Raw genomic sequence first — 18,456 nt, forward strand, 5'->3', positions numbered from 1 at the left:
TCCATGCTGCCATCTCAGACAGTCACGCTGACCATTCCCCGCAACTGGTTAGATTTATATGAAACCATCTGGAAACCTGAATGCTTTGCCAAATGGGCCAGTGGGCTAAGTGCCAGTACGCTCACGCAAGAGGGTAACTACTGGAAAGCCAAAGGACCTGAAGGTTCAGTGAAAATCCGCTTCACGCCACACAACCCCTTTGGCGTCATGGATCATTGGATCGATACCGGCAGCGGTAAGGAGATTTATATGCCGATGCGCGTGATTGCTAACGAAAAGGGAGCCGAAGTGGTGATGGTGGTTTATCGCCAACCCCTTATGTCTGATGAAAAATTTGCTCAGGACGTTGACTGGGTAAAACGCGACCTGGATCAACTTCTCCACCTGTTAACTCATTAGAATCAATGCATTATAAAAATCGTACTGCATTAACTTTCGCTGGAAGCAATCAATAAAAAAGTCATCTTTTTCTACGTAATAGCGTTTAACTGTTTAACGATAATACCTGTTGCTTTTCGTGCTAATCACCAGTCTGGCTAAAGTCTTCTCACCAGGAAAATTCCTGGTGAGAGCACGCCCCCTAAGTCTTAGCCCCTCTGATTTATCGGTGTTTTTTCTTACTTATTCAAATGACTTGTTTAATCGCCGATCAAAATGTCTAACAGGACTTATTAATCGCTCATCCGTCCCCTTATCTATTCTGATGCAAAGTCTGAAACCATTTATTTCTGAAGTTCATTTATAGGAGTTTTCTTATGGTGTTAATTTAATTAAAACACGGTATAACTCATTCACACACAGCAATACCCGATAATAACAACAGCAGGGAAATAACATGGATCGCTCAACCTATCCTTTGTTGTCTGAAAAAGAATTTGTTGAGATTGCCAGTAGGATACTGGCCGGGGAATATAATAATTCAAAGGGATTTTATAATGATCTTGCGGATTTCCTCCGAACAGGAGGAGATACCGCTGAGACAATGAAATATTTACGCGCCAGGGGCATCTCTTTAAATTCAGAACATCATTTAATTGAATGCATCTTTACGTGGCAAACTCTGAAAGGCATTTCAGGGCTGCGCCAGGACACGCTGCATTGATGTAATCTGTACTCTGGGCAGGCGCCCGGGTGAACCCTTAATTGCATTGGTACATGTACCATAACGAGCAGAACATGGCGATAAGAGAAAAAAGTTTGGCCAGCGCCAAATGGTCAATTTTGTCATCCATAAAAATCGTCGGCATTGGTGTTTTACAACTTTCACTTCTGGCACAAATACTTCAGGCAAACGAGTTAGATTTACTTGCGATTGCCATTGTGATGTTATTGATTATTGATACGCTTGCCGATCGTGGATTTGGAAATTCAGTTATCAGAAATATAAACCTTAATAACAGCGAACTTTCCATTCTCTACTGGGGAAATGTATTAAGTGGCATGATAATATTCGCCGTGCTGTTTATTGGTAGTGATTTATATAGCCGAATCATGAACCAACCGGAAATGGCGATTATGCTGGAAATGATTTCGGTGATTTTCATCATTATTCCACAAGGGCAACATTATCGCGCCATATTACAGCGTGAGAAACAATTCTCGCGTATCGCCTTCACAGAAACCTCATCGGTGCTGGTTGGTCTGGGTGTCACGCTGTTTACCGTATGGCTGACCCCTTCAGTGTTGTGCGCTATATGGGGCTACCTGGCCATGGTATCCATCAGAATGCTGGTCTACTGCTACTACGGTCGTTCCTGGTTCCAGCCAGAATACCGTTTTAGCCTGAAAAGTTTCGCTAACGTGCGAGCAAGAAACGGATAATAAAAACAAGTCTGTATGGTGGGCTCTGGGCATCTGAGAAGATGCGTTCGCGTGCTGGTCGCCAGCACGCTTTTTTCTTTTTTTGATACGTTTAACATCTCTTCTTCACCCGTCCTCTTACCCCTCGGACCTGCACGATCACACGGATCACATCACATTTTTTAATGCGAATGCGTAACACACTCCTGATTTATCAAGCGGGTTAAGCCTGTTAGCATGAGCGGCATCAAAACAGCTAATCCGATGACGTCTGCTTTAGAAATACTCAGTGGTCGATAGCTGAGGAAATCTTTAGGCTGGCCGCCGATCTTATGGAGTGCTCTATGTTATTAACCGTTCTCTACATTATTGGCATCACCGCCGAAGCCATGACCGGTGCGCTGGCCGCTGGTCGCCGCAAAATGGATCTGTTTGGCGTCATCATCATTGCGTCCGTCACTGCAATCGGAGGCGGCTCGGTGCGTGACATCCTGCTCGGGCACTATCCATTGAGCTGGGTTAAAAACCCGGAGTACATCATGATTGTGGCCGCCGCTGCAGTAGTGACCACTTTTGTTGCCCCTCTGATGAATCATCTGCGTAAAGTATTTCTGGTACTGGATGCGCTTGGCCTGGTGGTGTTCTCCATTATTGGCGCGCAGGTCGCGCTGGATTCTGGCCATGCCTCAATCATTGCCGCTATTGCCGCCGTGATCACCGGCGTATTTGGTGGCGTATTACGTGATATGTTCTGCAACCGCATTCCGTTGGTATTTCAAAAAGAGCTGTACGCCGGTATCGCGTTTGCCGCAGGCTGGCTCTACATTTTGTTGCTCAAAACGCCGCTTCCGCATGAAGCCGTGGTGATCATTACGCTGTTGGCTGGCTTTTTTGGCCGTTTATTAGCACTGCGCTTCCGCCTTGGCCTGCCGATCTTCAACTATCCCCATCCCGAACATTAAGGTGCATCAGGAATCTCCTGCAGCTGTAAAAAGCGGATCAGTTGCTGTAATTCCTCATCCTGCAGCATGCTAACAATCCGCTCTGCCAGTGTGCGCCCGATGCCGGGTAGCTGCTGCCACTCATCTGCCGAGCGAGCCAGCAACGCTGTCCAGTCGTTATCCGCTAAGGCCTGCAACGCGGTTCGGGGAAGCGGTAGACCTAATGCGCTCACCCAGCGACGAAAGGGTTGCTGACGTGTCTGTTGGAAACGTTGCCAAATCTCTCGTGCCCGCGCAGAGGACATCCCGCTGTCCTGCGCGATCTCTTCTGGCGTTAACGTCAGCCAGGAGAAAAGATGGGTGATGGCGCCACTGTTCAGTAACCGCTGCCAGCTACTACGTTGCACGCCAGGGATGTTCAGCACCGATTTCTGACTGAGCCAGGTGAGGCGTGATAAGAACTGCAGCCGACAATCATGGTTGAAGTGCAAACAAGACAGCGGATTAAATTCGCCCTGCTGTGGTGTTAAAGGATAATCTCGCCCTCTCACCCGCCAAATGACTCGCTCTAAGCGAGGAATACCCTGACCGGCTAACGTGACTATCACTTGATCACCTGCGATGACATCCAGCTCCCGCCATCGCCGCAGCGATCCAAGATTCACTCTGCGCACGGTTTTATCATCCAGCTGAACGGGAGTGAGGTTCAGCACCACGGCAATTTTCCCCGTGCGCCCAACGTTGAAATCCACGGACAGCACTTCACTGCTGACTTCAACCGGCTGATATTTCCACGCGGCGGACCAATGCCCCTGACCAGGCTGCCAGTCCCGCCCGGCACCGACGGGTGATTGATGGATCACGACGCCATCTGTGACGAACGGCAAAGATGCACGGAACCAGCGATCGCGCCACACCTCCGCCTCCTCTTCGTTCTTGATTGGGCGGCTCCAGTCCTGCGCCAGACCGAATCCCCAGCGTGATAACTGCGCCAGTCGAGCGGGCATATGGATTGGACCATCGGGCCATGCCCAGATAAAAATGCCGAAATCTACCAGCAGCGGAGAAGCTTCATGACGCATCATCGCACCCGCCACCTGCGCTCTGGCATTTCGCCCTCCGTCACGTGCTTGCTGATGATCGGTCATAAGCAGAAACAGCTCGCCTTGCAGCACCACCTCTTCACGATCGGTTTCAATGTGAGTAGGAATCGCCGGAATATGGCGGGCTTTGGTTATCCACTCTTCGCCACGCAAGCCATCGCCGCGACTCACCAGGGAAACCAATTGCCCGCGTCGATACACCAGCGTTACCGCCACGCCATCGACTTTCGGCTGTATCCACAGTGGCGATTTATCCTGCATCCAGTAAGCCACCGCCAACTTGTCACGCAGTTTCCGTACCCCTGTGTGTGCCACCGGGTGTCGGGTACTACCGTCCGTTGTGGGCTGCGCTTGATAAGCCCGTTGATCCGGCGCGAAGCAGCGCTGCCAATGCAGTAAGCGTTGCTGCAAGCTGTCATAGTCCCCATCGCTAACCAGACTCGTGCCCTTGCGATAGTAGGCATCATCCCAGTGCCGTAGCTGGCTATGTAATTGAACCATCTCTTGTTCGGCGCGCACCGGTGACCAGTTAGGGCACAGCGCTTCAGCCCCGCAAGCCGCGGTGAAAAACCAGCAACACAACCACCACCATCCTTTCATCGTTGCTCTCCTTTTTGTCTATTGGAGAGTGCGATGAGGGCAATGACCAGTACTGAAGGCGATAAAGAGCAAACGTATTCCCGGTTTTTTAAGCCGTTTGCAGCGGCTTACCGCGTTATCTGACGCGGGTTCACAGAAAAAGAATTACCTTAGCCCAACGGCAAACGCTGCGTGGCACCGTTAAGCCGTGTATACTGTGCAGGAAATCGACTCCGCTCTTTACTCAATTCAAGATAACCATGGCTCAAGGCACGCTTTATATTGTTTCCGCCCCCAGTGGCGCGGGTAAATCCAGTCTGATTCAGGCTTTATTGAAGACACAGCCGCTGTACGATACGCAGGTGTCTGTTTCCCATACCACTCGCGGCGTGCGTCCCGGTGAAGTTCATGGTGAACACTATTTCTTTGTCTCCAAGCCTGAATTTGAGACCATGATTGCCGCTGAAGACTTCCTCGAACATGCGGAAGTGTTTGGCAATTACTACGGTACCTCGCGCGCCGCGATTGAGCGCGTGCTGGCGACCGGTGTCGATGTATTTCTGGATATCGACTGGCAAGGTGCTCAGCAAATTCGCCAGAAAATGCCTGCCGCACGCAGCATTTTTGTGCTGCCGCCGTCGACTGAAGAGTTAGATCGTCGCCTGCGTGGCCGTGGTCAGGATAGCGAAGAGGTTATCGCCCGCCGTATGGCTCAGGCCGTGGCGGAAATGAGTCACTACGCTGAATACGATTATCTGATCGTGAATGATGATTTCGACCTGGCACTGACCGACCTGAAACACATTATTCGCGCAGAACGTCTGCGTATGAGTCGCCAAAAATCGCGACATGATGCTTTAATCAGCAAACTATTGGCAGTCTGAAGTCACTTTCAGTATTATGCCCAGTCATTTCTTCATCATCTGTGGAGTAGCACACCTATGGCACGCGTAACCGTTCAGGACGCAGTAGAGAAAATTGGTAACCGTTTTGACCTGGTGTTGGTCGCTGCACGTCGTGCACGTCAGATGCAGGTAGGCGGTAAAGATCCGCTGGTTCCGGAAGAGAACGATAAAGCCACCGTTATCGCCCTGCGCGAAATCGAAGAAGGCCTGATCACTACCCAGATTCTGGATGTGCGTGATCGTCAGGAGCAGCAAGAGCAGGAAGCCGCTGAGTTACAAGCCGTTACCGCTATCGCTGAAGGTCGTCGTTAACAGCACTTCGCAGGTCAACCTTGTATCTGTTTGAAAGCCTCAATCAACTGATTGAAAAATACTTGCCTGAGGAGCAAATCAAGCGCCTCAAGCAAGCTTATCTCGTCGCGCGTGATGCCCACGAGGGTCAGACACGCTCCAGCGGTGAACCTTACATCACCCATCCTGTTGCCGTTGCCTGCATTCTGGCCGAGATGAAACTCGACCATGAAACGCTGATGGCAGCGCTGCTGCATGACGTGATCGAAGATACACCCGCCACTTACCAGGATATGGAACAGCTGTTTGGCAAAAGCGTGGCCGAACTGGTGGAAGGCGTGTCGAAACTCGACAAGCTGAAGTTCCGCGACAAGAAAGAAGCGCAGGCTGAAAACTTCCGCAAAATGATCATGGCGATGGTGCAGGATATCCGCGTCATTCTGATCAAGCTGGCTGACCGCACGCACAACATGCGCACGCTCGGTGCGTTGCGACCGGATAAGAAACGTCGTATCGCACTGGAAACGCTGGAGATTTACAGTCCTCTGGCGCACCGACTTGGTATTCATCACCTGAAAACAGAGTTGGAAGAACTCGGCTTTGAAGCCCTCTATCCAAATCGTTTCCGCGTGATAAAAGAGGTGGTGAAAGCGGCACGCGGTAATCGTAAAGAGATGATTCAGAAGATCCTTTCTGAAATCGACGGGCGCTTACAGGAAGCAGGCATTCCCTGCCGCGTCAGTGGCCGCGAGAAGCATCTTTATTCGATCTACCGCAAAATGCACCTGAAAGAGCAGCGATTCCACTCAATCATGGATATTTATGCCTTTCGCGTTATCGTGAAAGACCTGGATACCTGTTATCGCGTGCTCGGTCAGATGCACAGCCTGTACAAACCGCGTCCTGGACGCGTCAAAGATTACATCGCTATTCCCAAGGCCAACGGCTATCAATCACTGCATACATCAATGATTGGCCCGCACGGCGTGCCCGTTGAAGTGCAAATCCGTACCGAAGATATGGATCAGATGGCGGAGATGGGGGTAGCGGCACACTGGGCTTATAAAGAGGCCGGTGAAAGCGGCACGACCGCACAGATTCGCGCCCAGCGCTGGCTGCAAAGCCTGCTGGAGCTGCAACAAAGCGCCGGTAGCTCGTTTGAATTTATCGAGAGCGTGAAATCCGATCTCTTCCCGGATGAGATCTACGTGTTCACGCCGGAAGGCCGTATCGTCGAACTGCCTGCTGGCGCCACACCGGTAGACTTCGCTTACGCCGTGCACACCGATATTGGCCATGCCTGTGTGGGCGCCCGCGTCGATCGCCAGCCTTATCCGCTGTCGCAATCGCTAACCAGCGGCCAAACCATCGAAATCATCACTGCGCCAGGTGCCCGTCCTAACGCGGCATGGCTCAACTTTGTGGTGAGCTCGAAAGCACGCGCCAAAATTCGTCAGCTACTAAAAAACCTGAAACGCGAAGACTCCGTCAACCTTGGCCGTCGTCTGTTGAGCCATGCGCTCGGCGGCAGCAAGAAGCTGGCAGAGATCCCGCCGGAAAATATTCAGCACGAGCTGGAGCGCATGAAGCTGACCAGCATTGACGATTTGCTGGCGGAGATCGGCCTCGGCAACGCCATGAGCGTGGTCGTGGCGAAAAACCTGCTGCAGTCGGGCGCTGAGCAGCCGCAAAGCAACAGCAAACGCAAAAAGCTGCCGATCAAAGGTGCTGATGGCGTATTGATTACCTTTGCCAAGTGCTGTCGTCCGATTCCTGGCGATCCGATCGTTGCGCACGTCAGCCCGGGCAAAGGTCTGGTGGTGCACCACGAATCCTGTCGTAACATCCGTGGCTATCAGAAAGAGCCCGAGAAGTTTATGCCGGTTGAGTGGGATAAAGTTATCGATCAGGAGTTCGTTGCGGAAATTAAGGTGGATATGTTCAACCATCAGGGCGCACTGGCGAACCTGACGGCAGCTATCAACACAGCGGGATCCAACATCCAAAGTCTTAACACGGAAGAGCGCGACGGCCGTGTTTACAGCGCTTTTATCCGCCTCACCGCGAACGATCGCGTCCATCTGGCCAACATTATGCGTAAAATCCGCGTAATGCCGGATGTGATTAAAGTTCACCGTAACCGTAATTAATGCATGAACGCTCAACGTTTTGCTCGTATCCAGGAAATGCTGGCCATGCGCCAGCACGACCTCACCGTGTGCATGGAGCAGGTCCATAAGCCGCATAATGTCTCGGCGGTGATTCGTACTGCTGACGCGGTCGGCATCCATGAAGTGCACGCCGTCTGGCCTAGCGTGCGCATGCGCACCATGGTATCTGCTTCAGCGGGCAGCAACAGTTGGGTGAAAGTGCAGACGCATCGTCATATCGCAGAAGCCGTGCGTCACTTAAAAGATCAGGGGATGCAGGTGCTGGCGACCAATCTGTCGGCCAATGCAGTGGATTTTCGCGAGATCGATTACACCAAACCGACCTGCATTCTGATGGGGCAGGAAAAAACCGGCATCACCGCTGAAGCGCTGGCGCTCGCCGATCAAGACATCATTGTGCCGATGGTGGGCATGGTGCAGTCGCTCAACGTTTCCGTCGCCTCCGCGCTGATTCTGTATGAAGCGCAGCGTCAACGGCAGAACGCCGGCATGTACAAACGTCAGCACAGCTTGCTTGATGCCGATGAACAGCAGCGTTTGCTGTTTGAAGGCGGTTATCCGGTGCTTGCACGCGTGGCGAAGCAAAAAGGTCTGCCTTATCCGCATATCAACGCCCAGGGCGAGGTGGAAGCCGATGCCGACTGGTGGGCCACCATGCAATCCACAGGTAAAAAATGAAAGGCCGTCTGCTGGATGCCATACCGCTCAGTACCCTGACCGGCGTCGGCGCCAGTCAGGCGGGAAAACTGGCTAAACTCAGCCTGTTCACTATTCAGGATTTGCTGCTGCATCTGCCGCTGCGCTACGAAGATCGCACCCAACTCTACAAGATTAATGACCTGCTGCCGGGCGTCTGGTCCACGGTGGAAGGTGAAGTGCTGCACAGTGAGATAACCTTTGGCCGCCGCCGTATGCTGGTGTGCCAGATCAGTGATGGCAGCGGCGTGCTGACCATGCGCTTCTTCAATTTCAATGCCGGGATGAAAAACAGTCTGGCGCCAGGCCGCCGCGTCACCGCTTATGGCGAAATCAAACGTGGTCAGCGCGGTGCTGAAATTATTCATCCCGAGTATCGCGTGCAGGGCGAACAGGGCGGCGTCGAGCTACAGGAAACCCTGACACCGGTCTATCCCACCACTGAAGGCATTCGTCAGGCCACGCTGCGCAATCTCACCGATCAAGCGCTGACGTTGCTGGAAAGCTGCCCGATTGCCGAGTTGCTGCCGTCAGAACTGAGCGGTGGCTTGATGAGTTTGCCGGATGCCCTGCGCACGCTGCATCGTCCGCCGCCCGATTTACGTCTGAGCGAGCTGGAAACCGGTCGCCATCCCGCACAAAAGCGCTTAATCCTTGAAGAGCTGCTGGCTCACAACCTCAGCATGCTGGCGGTTCGTGCCGGCGCTCAACGTCATCATGCGTTGCCGATGCCTGCTAAGCATAATCTGGTGAATCAATTGCTGGCCGCGCTGCCCTTCTCACCCACCGGCGCGCAAAAACGCGTGGTTGAGGAGATCGAGCGCGATTTAGCCAACGACTTCCCAATGATGCGTCTGGTGCAGGGCGATGTGGGATCGGGCAAAACGCTGGTCGCGGCGCTGGCGGCGCTGAATGTCATTGCGCATGGCAAACAGGTGGCGCTGATGGCGCCGACCGAGCTGCTGGCCGAGCAGCATGCCAACAATTTCCGCCAGTGGTTTGCGCCGCTGAGCATTGAAGTGGGTTGGCTGGCTGGCAAGCAAAAAGGCAAAGCACGTGAAGCCCAGCAGGAAGCGATTGCCAGCGGACAGGTAGCGATGGTGGTCGGCACGCATGCGCTGTTCCAGGAGCAGGTCAAATTCAACGGCATGGCGCTGGTGATCATTGATGAGCAACATCGCTTCGGCGTGCATCAACGTCTTGCGCTATGGGAAAAAGGTGAAGAGCAGGGTTTCCATCCGCATCAGCTGATCATGACCGCCACGCCGATTCCGCGTACCCTGGCGATGACCGCCTATGCCGACCTCGACACCTCCACCATCGACGAATTACCGCCTGGCCGCACACCGGTCACCACGGTGGCCATTCCTGACAGCCGTCGTGGCGATATTATTGAGCGTGTGAAAAACGCCTGCCATGAAGGTCGCCAGGCTTACTGGGTGTGTACGCTGATTGAAGAGTCAGATGTACTGGAAGCACAAGCGGCGGAAGCCACCTGGGAAGAGTTGAAACTCGCGCTGCCTGGCTTGCAGGTTGGGCTGGTGCACGGCCGCATGAAACCGGCAGAAAAACAGGCGGTCATGGCGGCCTTCAAAGCCAACGAGATTCAGTTACTGGTCGCGACAACGGTGATTGAAGTCGGGGTAGACGTGCCCAACGCCAGCCTGATGATCATCGAAAACCCGGAACGTTTGGGCCTGGCTCAGCTGCATCAGCTGCGCGGTCGCGTGGGCCGTGGCGCAGTCGCCTCGCATTGCGTGCTGCTGTACAAAGCGCCGCTCAGCAAAACCGCGCAGAAGCGTTTGCAGGTACTGCGCGACAGCAACGATGGCTTCGTCATCGCTCAGCACGACCTGGAAATTCGCGGTCCTGGTGAATTACTTGGTACGCGCCAGACCGGTAATGCGGAGTTTAAGGTTGCAGACTTACTGCGCGATCAGGGCATGATCCCGGAAGTGCAACGCGTGGCACGCCATATCCACCAGCACTATCCAGAACAGGCGCAGGCGTTGATTGAACGCTGGCTGCCAGAGACCGAGCGCTACAGCAACGCTTAAAAAAGGGCAAAAAACGGCGTGTTAAAGAGCCAACTCGACACCCTCCCTTACTCACTACGATCGATCGCCATAAAATCCCCGACAAATTTCTGCAACAGACGCGCCAGCTCGGTGCGCTCGCTATCCTGCCAGTTCTCAAACAGATGCTGATAAATCTGTGCCCGTGCGGCATCGATTTTATCCGTCATCGCTTTGCCAGTGGCGGTAATGACCGCTTCGTTTACGCGTTTGTCTTTGGCATTTTTCTGTCGTTGCGCTAACCCCAGCTCTTCCAGTTTCGCCACCTGACGGCTCACGGTGGTGTAATCGCGCCCGGCGCGCTCTGCCAGTTCCACCACGCCAATCGGTCCAAAGCGGCCAATCTGAATCAGCAGCGGAAATAGCGCACGATCGAGTTGAATATTGGACTCTTTTATTAGTAATTCATCACGTTGCGGGCGATTAAAAGTACCCACAATCATCAGCAGCGCATTATGCAGATCGTCGAACCCTGCACTATTATGTGTATTTTGCACACTTTTCATTGACGTTATCCCGAGGCAGAACTAATGTGTGCATATTACACATATCTTCCGATTATCTGAAGGAGAATGCATGAAAGCAGCTATCGTTTCCGCAGCGGGTGAACAGCCGGTTTACGCTGATTTCCCTGAACCGCAAGCCGATGAACAGCATGTGATAGTTAGCGTTAAAGCGGCTGCCGTCAGTCAACTGGCGAAAGCACGCGCGTCTGGCAAACACTACAGTGCCACCACACAATATCCTTTTATCACCGGCATTGACGGTACCGGTACACTCAGCAACGGCGATCCGGTCTATTTTCTCGCGTTTGATGCGCCCTGGGGCAGCATGGCGGAAAGAACCCTGGTTCCAGCCACTGCCATTGTGCCTCTGCCCGCCTCACTCGATCCGGTGCTGGCAGCCGCCATCGCCAATCCGGGCATGTCCTCCTGGGCAGCATTGACGCGCCGGGCGCAGTTGCAGCCGGGTGAAACGGTGCTGATCAATGGCGCCACCGGCACTTCAGGTGGATTAGCGGTGCGCATTGCACGACACCTCGGCGCAGGCAAAATTATCGCCACTGGTCGCAATCGTGAAGTACTGGATCAACTGCGTGCCCAGGGCGCGGACATCACCCTGACGCTGGATGAGTTGCCCGGCGCACTGCCCGCACTGATGAAAGAAGGCATCGATATCGTGCTGGATTACCTGTGGGGCCAGAGCGCGCTCGATATCATGCAGGCGGCTGTCGCGGGTGGAGAGAAAGCGGTGCGCTTCGTGCAAATTGGCTCGCTGAGTGGCCAGGAGATCACCCTGCACAGCAAGCTGTTGCGCTCATCCGGTCTGACATTAATGGGCAGCGGTCTGGGTAGCGTATCCGATGCGGATCTGATCGCCTGCATCAGCGAAATGTTGAATGCCGCGGCGGAGAGTGATTTTTCGGTCGCTTTCCAGATGCGCCCGTTGAGTGAAGTGACTCAGGCATGGCAGGAAGATGATAGCCGCAGCCGTACCGTGTTTACGCTTTAAATCAATGCAAGTGAAAAGGGGCATTGCAAACGATTGCTTTCACACTGCAACCGTTTAAAATCGCCCCTTTGTTGTCATTGAGAACGCGCACCATGTCCGTTAATACTGCTGAAACTCATCAGTCAGCCCGTCCCCAAAGTGAACTGATTTACCGCCTCGAAGATCGTCCACCGCTGCCACAAACGCTGTTTGCTGCCTGTCAGCATCTGCTGGCGATGTTTGTCGCGGTCATCACTCCTGCGCTGTTGATTTGCCAGGCGCTGGGTTTACCGGCTCAGGATACGCAGCACATTATCAGCATGTCGCTGTTTGCATCGGGTGTGGCTTCGATCCTGCAAATCAAAACCTGGGGACCGGTGGGTTCGGGTTTGCTCTCCATTCAGGGCACCAGCTTTAACTTTGTGACACCGCTGATTATGGGTGGCATGGCGCTGAAAAATGGCGGTGTCGATGTCCCGACCATGATGGCCGCGCTGTTCGGTACGTTGATGGTGGCGTCCTGTACCGAAATGGTGCTGTCACGCGTTCTGCATCTGGCGCGTCGTATTATTACCCCGCTGGTTTCCGGCATTGTGGTGATGATTATTGGCCTGTCACTGATTCAGGTCGGCCTGACCTCGATTGGCGGTGGCTTCGCGGCGATGAGCGATCACACTTTCGGCGCACCAAAGAACCTGCTGCTGGCTGGCGCGGTATTGGTGGTGATTATCCTGCTCAACCGTCAGCGCAATCCCTACCTGCGTGTGGCTTCACTGGTGATCGCGATGGCGGTCGGTTATGCGTTGGCATGGGCGCTGGATATGCTACCTGCCACCAGCGCGCCCACCGTTCAACCGCTGGTGGCGGTACCGACACCGCTTTATTACGGTCTCGGTTTTGACTGGAACCTGCTGATCCCGTTGATGCTGGTGTTTATGGTGACCTCGCTGGAAACCATCGGCGATATCACTGCCACCTCGGATGTGTCAGAGCAACCGGTGAGCGGCCCACTGTATATGAAGCGCTTAAAAGGCGGCGTGCTGGCTAATGGCCTCAACTCATTTGTATCCGCATTGTTCAATACGTTTCCGAACTCCTGCTTTGGGCAGAACAATGGCGTGATCCAATTGACCGGCGTTGCCAGCCGTTATGTGGGCTTTGTCGTGGCACTGATGCTGATCGTGCTTGGCCTGTTCCCGGCGGTGAGTGGTTTTGTGCAGCACATTCCTGAGCCAGTGCTGGGTGGTGCCACCATCGTGATGTTTGGCACGATTGCGGCATCGGGTGTACGCATCGTTTCGCGCGAGCCGCTGAACCGTCGCGCCATTATGATCATCGCACTGTCGCTGGCCGTTGGCCTGGGTGTTTCACAGCAACCACTGATTCTGCAATTCGCCCCGGACTGGCTGAAAACCCTGCTCTCCTCAGGCATTGCTGCCGGTGGTATCACCGCAATCGTGCTTAACCTCGTCTTTCCACAGGAAAAGTAACCCTTAAGGCAGGCTACGGCCTGCCTGTTATTTATCCGCTTTTACATCCAGGCTGTTGAGCTGTAACGGTAATTCAGGCATAACAACCTCTTACCGGATAAATATCGGGATGGATGGATGCGATGAAATTTTTAGGCAAGTTTTTCCTTACCTTACTGCTGCTGATTCTGCTGGGGCTGGTTGTCCTGTATGTCTTGCTGCAGACACAGTGGGGCGCAGGTTGGTTTAGCCGTTGGGTAAGTGATAAGACCGCCTGGCATCTTTCCCTCAGCAAGATAGAGCACAACTTCTCTTCTCCCTCGCACATCATGCTGGATGATTTCAGCTTTGGGCACGATGGTCAGCCAGCGGTGTTGGTGGCCAAGCGCGTCGATCTTGGACTGGCGCTGGTGCAATTCAGTGACTGGTTGCATTTTGATAGCATCGACGTGCGTGATGGCGAGATTAACCTCGCGAATCAGACGCCCGATACCACGCTGCCTATCCAGGCCAATCGCCTGCAACTGAACAACGTGCGCATTGATAGCCCGCACAGCATGCTGCCGATGATCGCTGAACGGGTTAATGGCGGAATTATCCCGTGGAAACCGACCCCGACGGATATGCTGGGCAGCGATGCACAGTTCCAGATGAGCGCAGGCAAGCTGACGCTGAATGGTGTTCCGGGCAACAATGTGCTGCTGCAGGGAAGTGTGAAGCAGCACCGCATGATATTCAGCAATATTGGGGCCGATCTCGCGCGTGGTTCGATGACCGGCAACGCCGAGCGCGACGCGCAGGGTAACTGGAAGATTGATCAGCTACGTCTTAACGATATCCGCCTGCAGACCCATCAAAATCTGAGTGATTTCCTCAATCCTCTGCGCGACGTGCCGTCAGTGAGCATCAATCGCCTGGATATGACTGATGCCCGACTGCAAGGGCCCGATTGGGCTGTCACCGACCTCGATTTAACCCTGAAGAACATCACGCTGCGTGGAGATGACTGGCAAAGCGATGATGGCTCACTGTCGATGAATGCCGGTAACTTCATTAATGGTGGCTTTGAGCTGAACGATCCGATTGTGAATGCCAACTTCTCGGCGCAGGGCATTGAATTGGCCCAGTTCAGTTCACGTTGGGCCAATGGCGTGATCCGTGCCAGCGGCAACTGGACGCGCAGCGATAAACGCCTGACGCTGAATGATTTAGCCATTGCCGGGCTGGAATATACCTTACCGCAGAACTGGCGCGACCGCTGGCAGCAAGCATTGCCATCATGGCTGGATAGCGTGCTGGTGACACACGCTACGGCCAATCGTAATCTGGTGATCGACATCAACCCTGCTTTCCCATTCCAGATGACCGCGCTGGATGGTAACGCCGATAACCTGCTACTGGCACGCCAGCATCAGTGGGGAATCTGGGGCGGTAAAGCGAGCTTTAACGCGGCGGAAGCAACGTTTAATCGCACCGATCTGCGCCATCCCTCCATTGCCTTTAATGCTAACGATCAGCAGATTCAGGTGACGGAAATGAGCGCCTTCAACGGTAACGGTTTGCTGGAAGGGACGGCGAGTGTTGGCCAGGATGCACAGCGTCCATTGACGCTGAATCTCAAAGGTCAGGCGGTGCCCGCCAATGTGTTGCAGAACTGGGGCTGGCCTGCGTTGCCTCTTAGCGGCAACAGTAATCTTTTGCTACAGGTGAAAGGTTCATTGAGTGCTGCCGCGCCATTGCGCCAAAGTGTTGGGGGTAATGTGTCCGTGACCACCGATACACAATCGGTGCAGCAGACGATGCATGCGGGTCAGGTTCAATAGATTTTCAGCAAACGGTAGCGATGCGAGGAATGCCGCGTATCAGTAGCGACACCCTGTCGCTCACCGATGCGCCATTCTTCGCGCTGCTACCGATTAAGGTTGAAGATGGCTACAACGTAATCTGCACGCATTAATTAATGCGTGCACCCGAGCCACCCTCTTCTAATGCACCCTCTGCATCGGCTGGCAGTACGATATATACCCCTTCAAACACCGCACCCAGCTCATCATCACCAAACAGTTCCACTTCCATCTGCACGCGTGCTTTACGACCACGCGCCAGACGGTCAAGGTCGCCACTCAGTGATCCCAGGTCGGCAATTGCACCCGGACGCCCACTAATGGGCTTACTGTAACGAATATGAGCATCGGCAAGGATGATAGTGCCGCCGAGATGCCGCTCGCGCAGTAATAGCCAAATCAGCCCCCAACCTGTGAGCGTAGCCAGTGAGAACAAACTGCCAGCGAATAACGTGTGGTGCGGGTTCTGGTTACCGGTTTCTGGCATGGTAGTAACGAATTTCTGCCCGGTATATTGCAGAATGCGCACGCCCATTTTCTCACTGAGCGGAATATGCTCGTACCAGGCCTGCTGCAACTGACCACACCAGTCAGCGCGGTGCAGAATGTCATCCAGTGTCACCACCGGTTTGATCATCAGGAAATGGCGCACCGGCGTGGTTTGTGGCGCGGTGATTTCTCCCTGATTGACATAACCCAGCTTGGCGAAGAACTCCACGGCGTCTTCACGTGCGCTACAGGTCACGCGCTTCGCCCCCTCCTGACGCGCAACGGATTCCAGCGTCATCGCCACCAGCGTCCCTAATCCTTTGCCCTGCACCGAAGGGTGTACGGCCAGGAAGCGGATGGCCGCTTCGTTTTCCGCATTGATATAGAGACGGCCAACCGCAACAGGAGCGCCCTGCTCATCGACCACCATCTGATGATGCGCCAGTGCATCCCAGGCATCACGCTCAGAACCCTGCGGCTGACGCAGTGGCTTACGTAACATTTCCCAGCGGAACTGATAATAGGTATCCAGTTCTTCCGCCGTTTGCGGCACACGAAGATGATACATAAAGTGATTCTCTCGTTCGGAGCTTGCGTGGCTGATCCCTGGCCGCTCGGCTGAAAACCTCACACCTGCAACCAGAAGGTCACTGGGCCATCATTCACCAGCGAAACCTGCATGTTGGCAGCAAAACGACCGTTCGTCGTGGTCACACCCTGTGCCCGGCAACAATCGCTGAAATAGTGATAGAGACGCTCGGCTTCCGCCGGTTCGGCACCACCCGAGAATGAGGGACGCATGCCTTTGTTGGTGTCGGCGGCAAGTGTGAATTGCGAAACCACCAGCACGCTGCCACCGGCCTGCTGTACGTTCAGGTTCATTTTGTCGTTCTCATCACCGAAGATGCGATAACCCAGCACGCGTTCAGATAAGCGCTGTGCCTTTTGCTCGTCATCGCCCTTCTCCACCCCTAATAACACCAGCAAACCGGCGCCAATCTCGCCCACCGTCGCGTCATCAACCACGACGCTGGCGCGACTGACGCGCTGAATCAAAGCAATCATGTTTCCTCTCGTTCTTTTTCGCGTTCCTGCTGTTTTAGCTGGCGATAGTCATCCAGGGTGACGGTGATTTCCGCGCCTAACAACACAATACACCAGGTCCAGTAAACCCATAAAAACAGAATCGGGATGACTGCCAGTACGCCGTAAATTAATTGATACGAAGGGAACATCGTAACATAGAGCGCAAACCCTTTTTTGCCCAGCTCAAACAACAGCCCGGCGACAATCGCACCAATTAGCGCATCACGTGTTGGCACACGGCGCGTCGGGACGATGCTGTAGAGCAACCAGAATGCGAGGATGGCGAGCACCAGAGGGAAGATGCGTAACACCTGATCGATAAGGCTGGTGACGCCGGTGACGTTGACCCAGCGTAGCGATAATAAGTAAGAACTGATGGCCAGACTGGCACCAGCCAGTATCGGGCCCAGCGTCAGGATCATCCAGTAGACGGCAAAGGAGTAAACCATTGGTCGTGGTTTAGTACTGCGCCAGATCGCGTTGAGTGCGCTGTCTACCGAGTGCATTAGCAACAGCGCAGTCACGATCAATCCGACAATCCCCACCGCTGTCATTTTATTGACGTTGGCCACAAACTGGTCGAGATAGCGCTGGATAACGTCACCGGCTGCCGGCATAAAGTTGCTGAAGATGAAATGCTTAAGCTGGACGCTGATCTCCGAAAACATCGGGAAAGCAGCAAAAAGCGCAAACACCACGGCGATCAGCGGCACCAAAGCCAGCAATGAGACGTAGGCCAGATTCCCGGCCTGCGTCGTCATGTTGTCTTCATCAACACGGCGCCAGAGCAGTTTAACCCACAGGAAAAACGCGTGTACCGAGTGACGCAAATGGTTACGTGTTACCACTCAGCGACGGCTCGCGAACCAGTCCGGCACGGTTTTCGCGTCTTCCACCAGCACGCTCTCTATACCTAGCGCGCGCGCGGCATCAATGTTGGCGCGATTATCATCAAAGAACACCGCTTGATCGGCGGTATAGCCTTCGTGCTCAAGCACATATTGATAGATACGCGCTTCTGGCTTACGCATGCCTATGTCTTGCGACATATAGACGTGATCGGCGGCCTGTTGCACTTCCGGATACTGCGTTGGCCAGAACTCAAAGTGCAACTGATTGGTGTTGGACAGGATTACCACGCGCTCACCGTTGGCGCGCAGTGTGTTCATGATCGCCAGCGTTTCCGGACGCACCCCGACAAACACCGCCTGCCAGCCCGCGGTGAATTGCGGATAGCTTAAGGCGATATCCAGTTGATCACAGATACGCGCCGCAAACTCGGGATCGCTGATCTCACCACGTTCGTGTTTCTCGAACGCCTCATCCATCTGGAAGCGACTTTGTAAGGTCGCCAGCGGCACACGTCCCAGGTCACTCCAGACGCCGAGCACGCGATTAAAATCGATATCAACAATCACATTGCCTAAATCAAAGATGTACAGCATGACGCCTCTCCTTCTATTCCCTGGATCATTCACTTTAGCGGCAAAAAGCATGACTGAACAGGTACGATGAG

18 protein-coding genes are annotated in these 18,456 nt (G+C 53.9%); 12 read left to right on the forward strand and 6 right to left on the reverse strand.

What is annotated here, in order from left to right; translation table 11 throughout:
* Positions 1 to 3: 3 nt before the first annotated feature.
* The 4 genes from F3J37_RS20875 to F3J37_RS20890 all read left to right on the forward strand — a co-directional run bounded on the left by F3J37_RS20875 (position 4) and on the right by F3J37_RS20890 (position 2,762).
* Positions 4 to 399, forward strand: a complete 396-nt coding sequence (locus F3J37_RS20875) for a polyketide cyclase (protein WP_097119647.1) — start codon at positions 4 to 6, stop codon at positions 397 to 399.
* Between the two features lie 436 nt (positions 400 to 835).
* Entirely contained in the window at positions 836 to 1,102 is a 267-nt protein-coding gene (locus tag F3J37_RS20880; protein ID WP_034823852.1) for a hypothetical protein, read from the forward strand.
* A gap of 74 nt (positions 1,103 to 1,176) precedes the next feature.
* Entirely contained in the window at positions 1,177 to 1,821 is a 645-nt protein-coding gene (locus tag F3J37_RS20885; protein WP_166935465.1) for an oligosaccharide flippase family protein, read from the forward strand.
* A gap of 323 nt (positions 1,822 to 2,144) precedes the next feature.
* Complete coding sequence (locus tag F3J37_RS20890; protein WP_034823853.1) at positions 2,145 to 2,762, forward strand: trimeric intracellular cation channel family protein; 618 nt, start codon at positions 2,145 to 2,147, stop codon at positions 2,760 to 2,762.
* Here the strand turns inward: F3J37_RS20890 and ligB are convergent.
* Entirely contained in the window at positions 2,759 to 4,444 is a 1,686-nt protein-coding gene (gene ligB, locus F3J37_RS20895; protein WP_166935467.1) for an NAD-dependent DNA ligase LigB, read from the reverse strand. The genes F3J37_RS20890 and ligB overlap by 4 nt on opposite strands.
* Positions 4,445 to 4,683: 239 nt before the next feature.
* On the opposite strand from ligB, the gene gmk reads away from it, so the two are divergent.
* From gmk to recG, 5 genes are read left to right on the forward strand one after another with little or no spacing between them, the layout of a single operon-like run.
* Positions 4,684 to 5,307 (forward strand): guanylate kinase, encoded by a 624-nt coding sequence (gene gmk / locus F3J37_RS20900; RefSeq protein ID WP_034823854.1) that lies wholly within the window; start codon positions 4,684 to 4,686, stop codon positions 5,305 to 5,307.
* A 57-nt stretch (positions 5,308 to 5,364) separates the two neighbouring features.
* Entirely contained in the window at positions 5,365 to 5,640 is a 276-nt protein-coding gene (rpoZ, locus tag F3J37_RS20905) for a DNA-directed RNA polymerase subunit omega (RefSeq protein WP_034823855.1), read from the forward strand.
* A gap of 20 nt (positions 5,641 to 5,660) precedes the next feature.
* Positions 5,661 to 7,769, forward strand: coding sequence for a bifunctional GTP diphosphokinase/guanosine-3',5'-bis pyrophosphate 3'-pyrophosphohydrolase (gene spoT / locus F3J37_RS20910; RefSeq protein ID WP_034823856.1), 2,109 nt, complete (start codon positions 5,661 to 5,663; stop codon positions 7,767 to 7,769).
* A gap of 3 nt (positions 7,770 to 7,772) precedes the next feature.
* Positions 7,773 to 8,468 (forward strand): tRNA (guanosine(18)-2'-O)-methyltransferase TrmH, encoded by a 696-nt coding sequence (gene trmH, locus F3J37_RS20915; RefSeq protein ID WP_034823857.1) that lies wholly within the window; start codon positions 7,773 to 7,775, stop codon positions 8,466 to 8,468.
* The gene (recG, locus tag F3J37_RS20920) at positions 8,465 to 10,543 is read left to right on the forward strand and encodes an ATP-dependent DNA helicase RecG (RefSeq protein ID WP_166935468.1); all 2,079 of its coding nucleotides are present in this window, start codon (positions 8,465 to 8,467) and stop codon (positions 10,541 to 10,543) included. The genes trmH and recG overlap by 4 nt, the downstream gene beginning before the upstream one ends.
* Before the next feature lie 47 nt (positions 10,544 to 10,590).
* On the opposite strand, the gene F3J37_RS20925 is transcribed toward recG, so the two are convergent.
* Positions 10,591 to 11,067: a MarR family winged helix-turn-helix transcriptional regulator gene (locus F3J37_RS20925; RefSeq protein WP_160834200.1), complete on the reverse strand. Its 477-nt coding sequence runs from the start codon at positions 11,065 to 11,067 to the stop codon at positions 10,591 to 10,593.
* A gap of 70 nt (positions 11,068 to 11,137) precedes the next feature.
* On the opposite strand from F3J37_RS20925, the gene F3J37_RS20930 reads away from it, so the two are divergent.
* The 3 genes from F3J37_RS20930 to F3J37_RS20940 all read left to right on the forward strand — a co-directional run bounded on the left by F3J37_RS20930 (position 11,138) and on the right by F3J37_RS20940 (position 15,344).
* On the forward strand, positions 11,138 to 12,073 hold the full coding sequence (locus tag F3J37_RS20930; RefSeq protein WP_166935470.1) for a quinone oxidoreductase family protein: 936 nt from the start codon (positions 11,138 to 11,140) through the stop codon (positions 12,071 to 12,073).
* 92 nt (positions 12,074 to 12,165) lie between these two features.
* Entirely contained in the window at positions 12,166 to 13,542 is a 1,377-nt protein-coding gene (locus F3J37_RS20935) for a nucleobase:cation symporter-2 family protein (protein ID WP_166935472.1), read from the forward strand.
* Between the two features lie 122 nt (positions 13,543 to 13,664).
* The gene (locus F3J37_RS20940) at positions 13,665 to 15,344 is read left to right on the forward strand and encodes an AsmA family protein (RefSeq protein ID WP_166935474.1); all 1,680 of its coding nucleotides are present in this window, start codon (positions 13,665 to 13,667) and stop codon (positions 15,342 to 15,344) included.
* Positions 15,345 to 15,474: 130 nt separating this feature from the next.
* Here F3J37_RS20940 and fabY read toward each other — a convergent pair whose 3' ends face one another.
* The 4 genes from fabY to yihX are packed head-to-tail and all read right to left on the reverse strand — an operon-like array spanning position 15,475 to position 18,385.
* Positions 15,475 to 16,422 (reverse strand): fatty acid biosynthesis protein FabY, encoded by a 948-nt coding sequence (gene fabY, locus F3J37_RS20945; protein ID WP_058960147.1) that lies wholly within the window; start codon positions 16,420 to 16,422, stop codon positions 15,475 to 15,477.
* 59 nt (positions 16,423 to 16,481) lie between these two features.
* Complete coding sequence (gene dtd, locus F3J37_RS20950; RefSeq protein WP_166935476.1) at positions 16,482 to 16,919, reverse strand: D-aminoacyl-tRNA deacylase; 438 nt, start codon at positions 16,917 to 16,919, stop codon at positions 16,482 to 16,484.
* A complete protein-coding gene (locus F3J37_RS20955) occupies positions 16,916 to 17,788 on the reverse strand; it encodes a virulence factor BrkB family protein (RefSeq protein ID WP_166935478.1) in 873 nt (290 codons plus the stop codon). Before F3J37_RS20955 ends, dtd begins: the two co-directional genes overlap by 4 nt.
* Complete coding sequence (yihX, locus tag F3J37_RS20960) at positions 17,789 to 18,385, reverse strand: glucose-1-phosphatase (protein WP_038644008.1); 597 nt, start codon at positions 18,383 to 18,385, stop codon at positions 17,789 to 17,791. It abuts the gene before it with no gap.
* Positions 18,386 to 18,456: the final 71 nt, after the last annotated feature.

Source organism: Candidatus Pantoea communis (assembly GCF_011752685.1).
GTDB classification, from domain to species: Bacteria; Pseudomonadota; Gammaproteobacteria; order Enterobacterales; family Enterobacteriaceae; genus Pantoea; species Pantoea communis.

Excerpts from the sequence above, each read along its gene's own strand:
- gmk (WP_034823854.1), top strand. The coding sequence starts at position 4,684 with ATGGCTCAAGGCACGCTTTATATTGTTTCCGCCCCCAGTGGCGCGGGT.
- ligB (WP_166935467.1), bottom strand. The coding sequence starts at position 4,444 with ATGAAAGGATGGTGGTGGTTGTGTTGCTGGTTTTTCACCGCGGCTTGC.
- F3J37_RS20925 (WP_160834200.1), bottom strand. The coding sequence starts at position 11,067 with ATGAAAAGTGTGCAAAATACACATAATAGTGCAGGGTTCGACGATCTG.
- recG (WP_166935468.1), top strand. The coding sequence starts at position 8,465 with ATGAAAGGCCGTCTGCTGGATGCCATACCGCTCAGTACCCTGACCGGC.
- F3J37_RS20880 (WP_034823852.1), top strand. The coding sequence starts at position 836 with ATGGATCGCTCAACCTATCCTTTGTTGTCTGAAAAAGAATTTGTTGAG.
- F3J37_RS20875 (WP_097119647.1), top strand. The coding sequence starts at position 4 with ATGCTGCCATCTCAGACAGTCACGCTGACCATTCCCCGCAACTGGTTA.
- trmH (WP_034823857.1), top strand. The coding sequence starts at position 7,773 with ATGAACGCTCAACGTTTTGCTCGTATCCAGGAAATGCTGGCCATGCGC.
- F3J37_RS20940 (WP_166935474.1), top strand. The coding sequence starts at position 13,665 with ATGAAATTTTTAGGCAAGTTTTTCCTTACCTTACTGCTGCTGATTCTG.
- F3J37_RS20930 (WP_166935470.1), top strand. The coding sequence starts at position 11,138 with ATGAAAGCAGCTATCGTTTCCGCAGCGGGTGAACAGCCGGTTTACGCT.
- fabY (WP_058960147.1), bottom strand. The coding sequence starts at position 16,422 with ATGTATCATCTTCGTGTGCCGCAAACGGCGGAAGAACTGGATACCTAT.
- yihX (WP_038644008.1), bottom strand. The coding sequence starts at position 18,385 with ATGCTGTACATCTTTGATTTAGGCAATGTGATTGTTGATATCGATTTT.
- F3J37_RS20885 (WP_166935465.1), top strand. The coding sequence starts at position 1,177 with ATGGCGATAAGAGAAAAAAGTTTGGCCAGCGCCAAATGGTCAATTTTG.
- F3J37_RS20935 (WP_166935472.1), top strand. The coding sequence starts at position 12,166 with ATGTCCGTTAATACTGCTGAAACTCATCAGTCAGCCCGTCCCCAAAGT.
- rpoZ (WP_034823855.1), top strand. The coding sequence starts at position 5,365 with ATGGCACGCGTAACCGTTCAGGACGCAGTAGAGAAAATTGGTAACCGT.
- F3J37_RS20890 (WP_034823853.1), top strand. The coding sequence starts at position 2,145 with ATGTTATTAACCGTTCTCTACATTATTGGCATCACCGCCGAAGCCATG.
- dtd (WP_166935476.1), bottom strand. The coding sequence starts at position 16,919 with ATGATTGCTTTGATTCAGCGCGTCAGTCGCGCCAGCGTCGTGGTTGAT.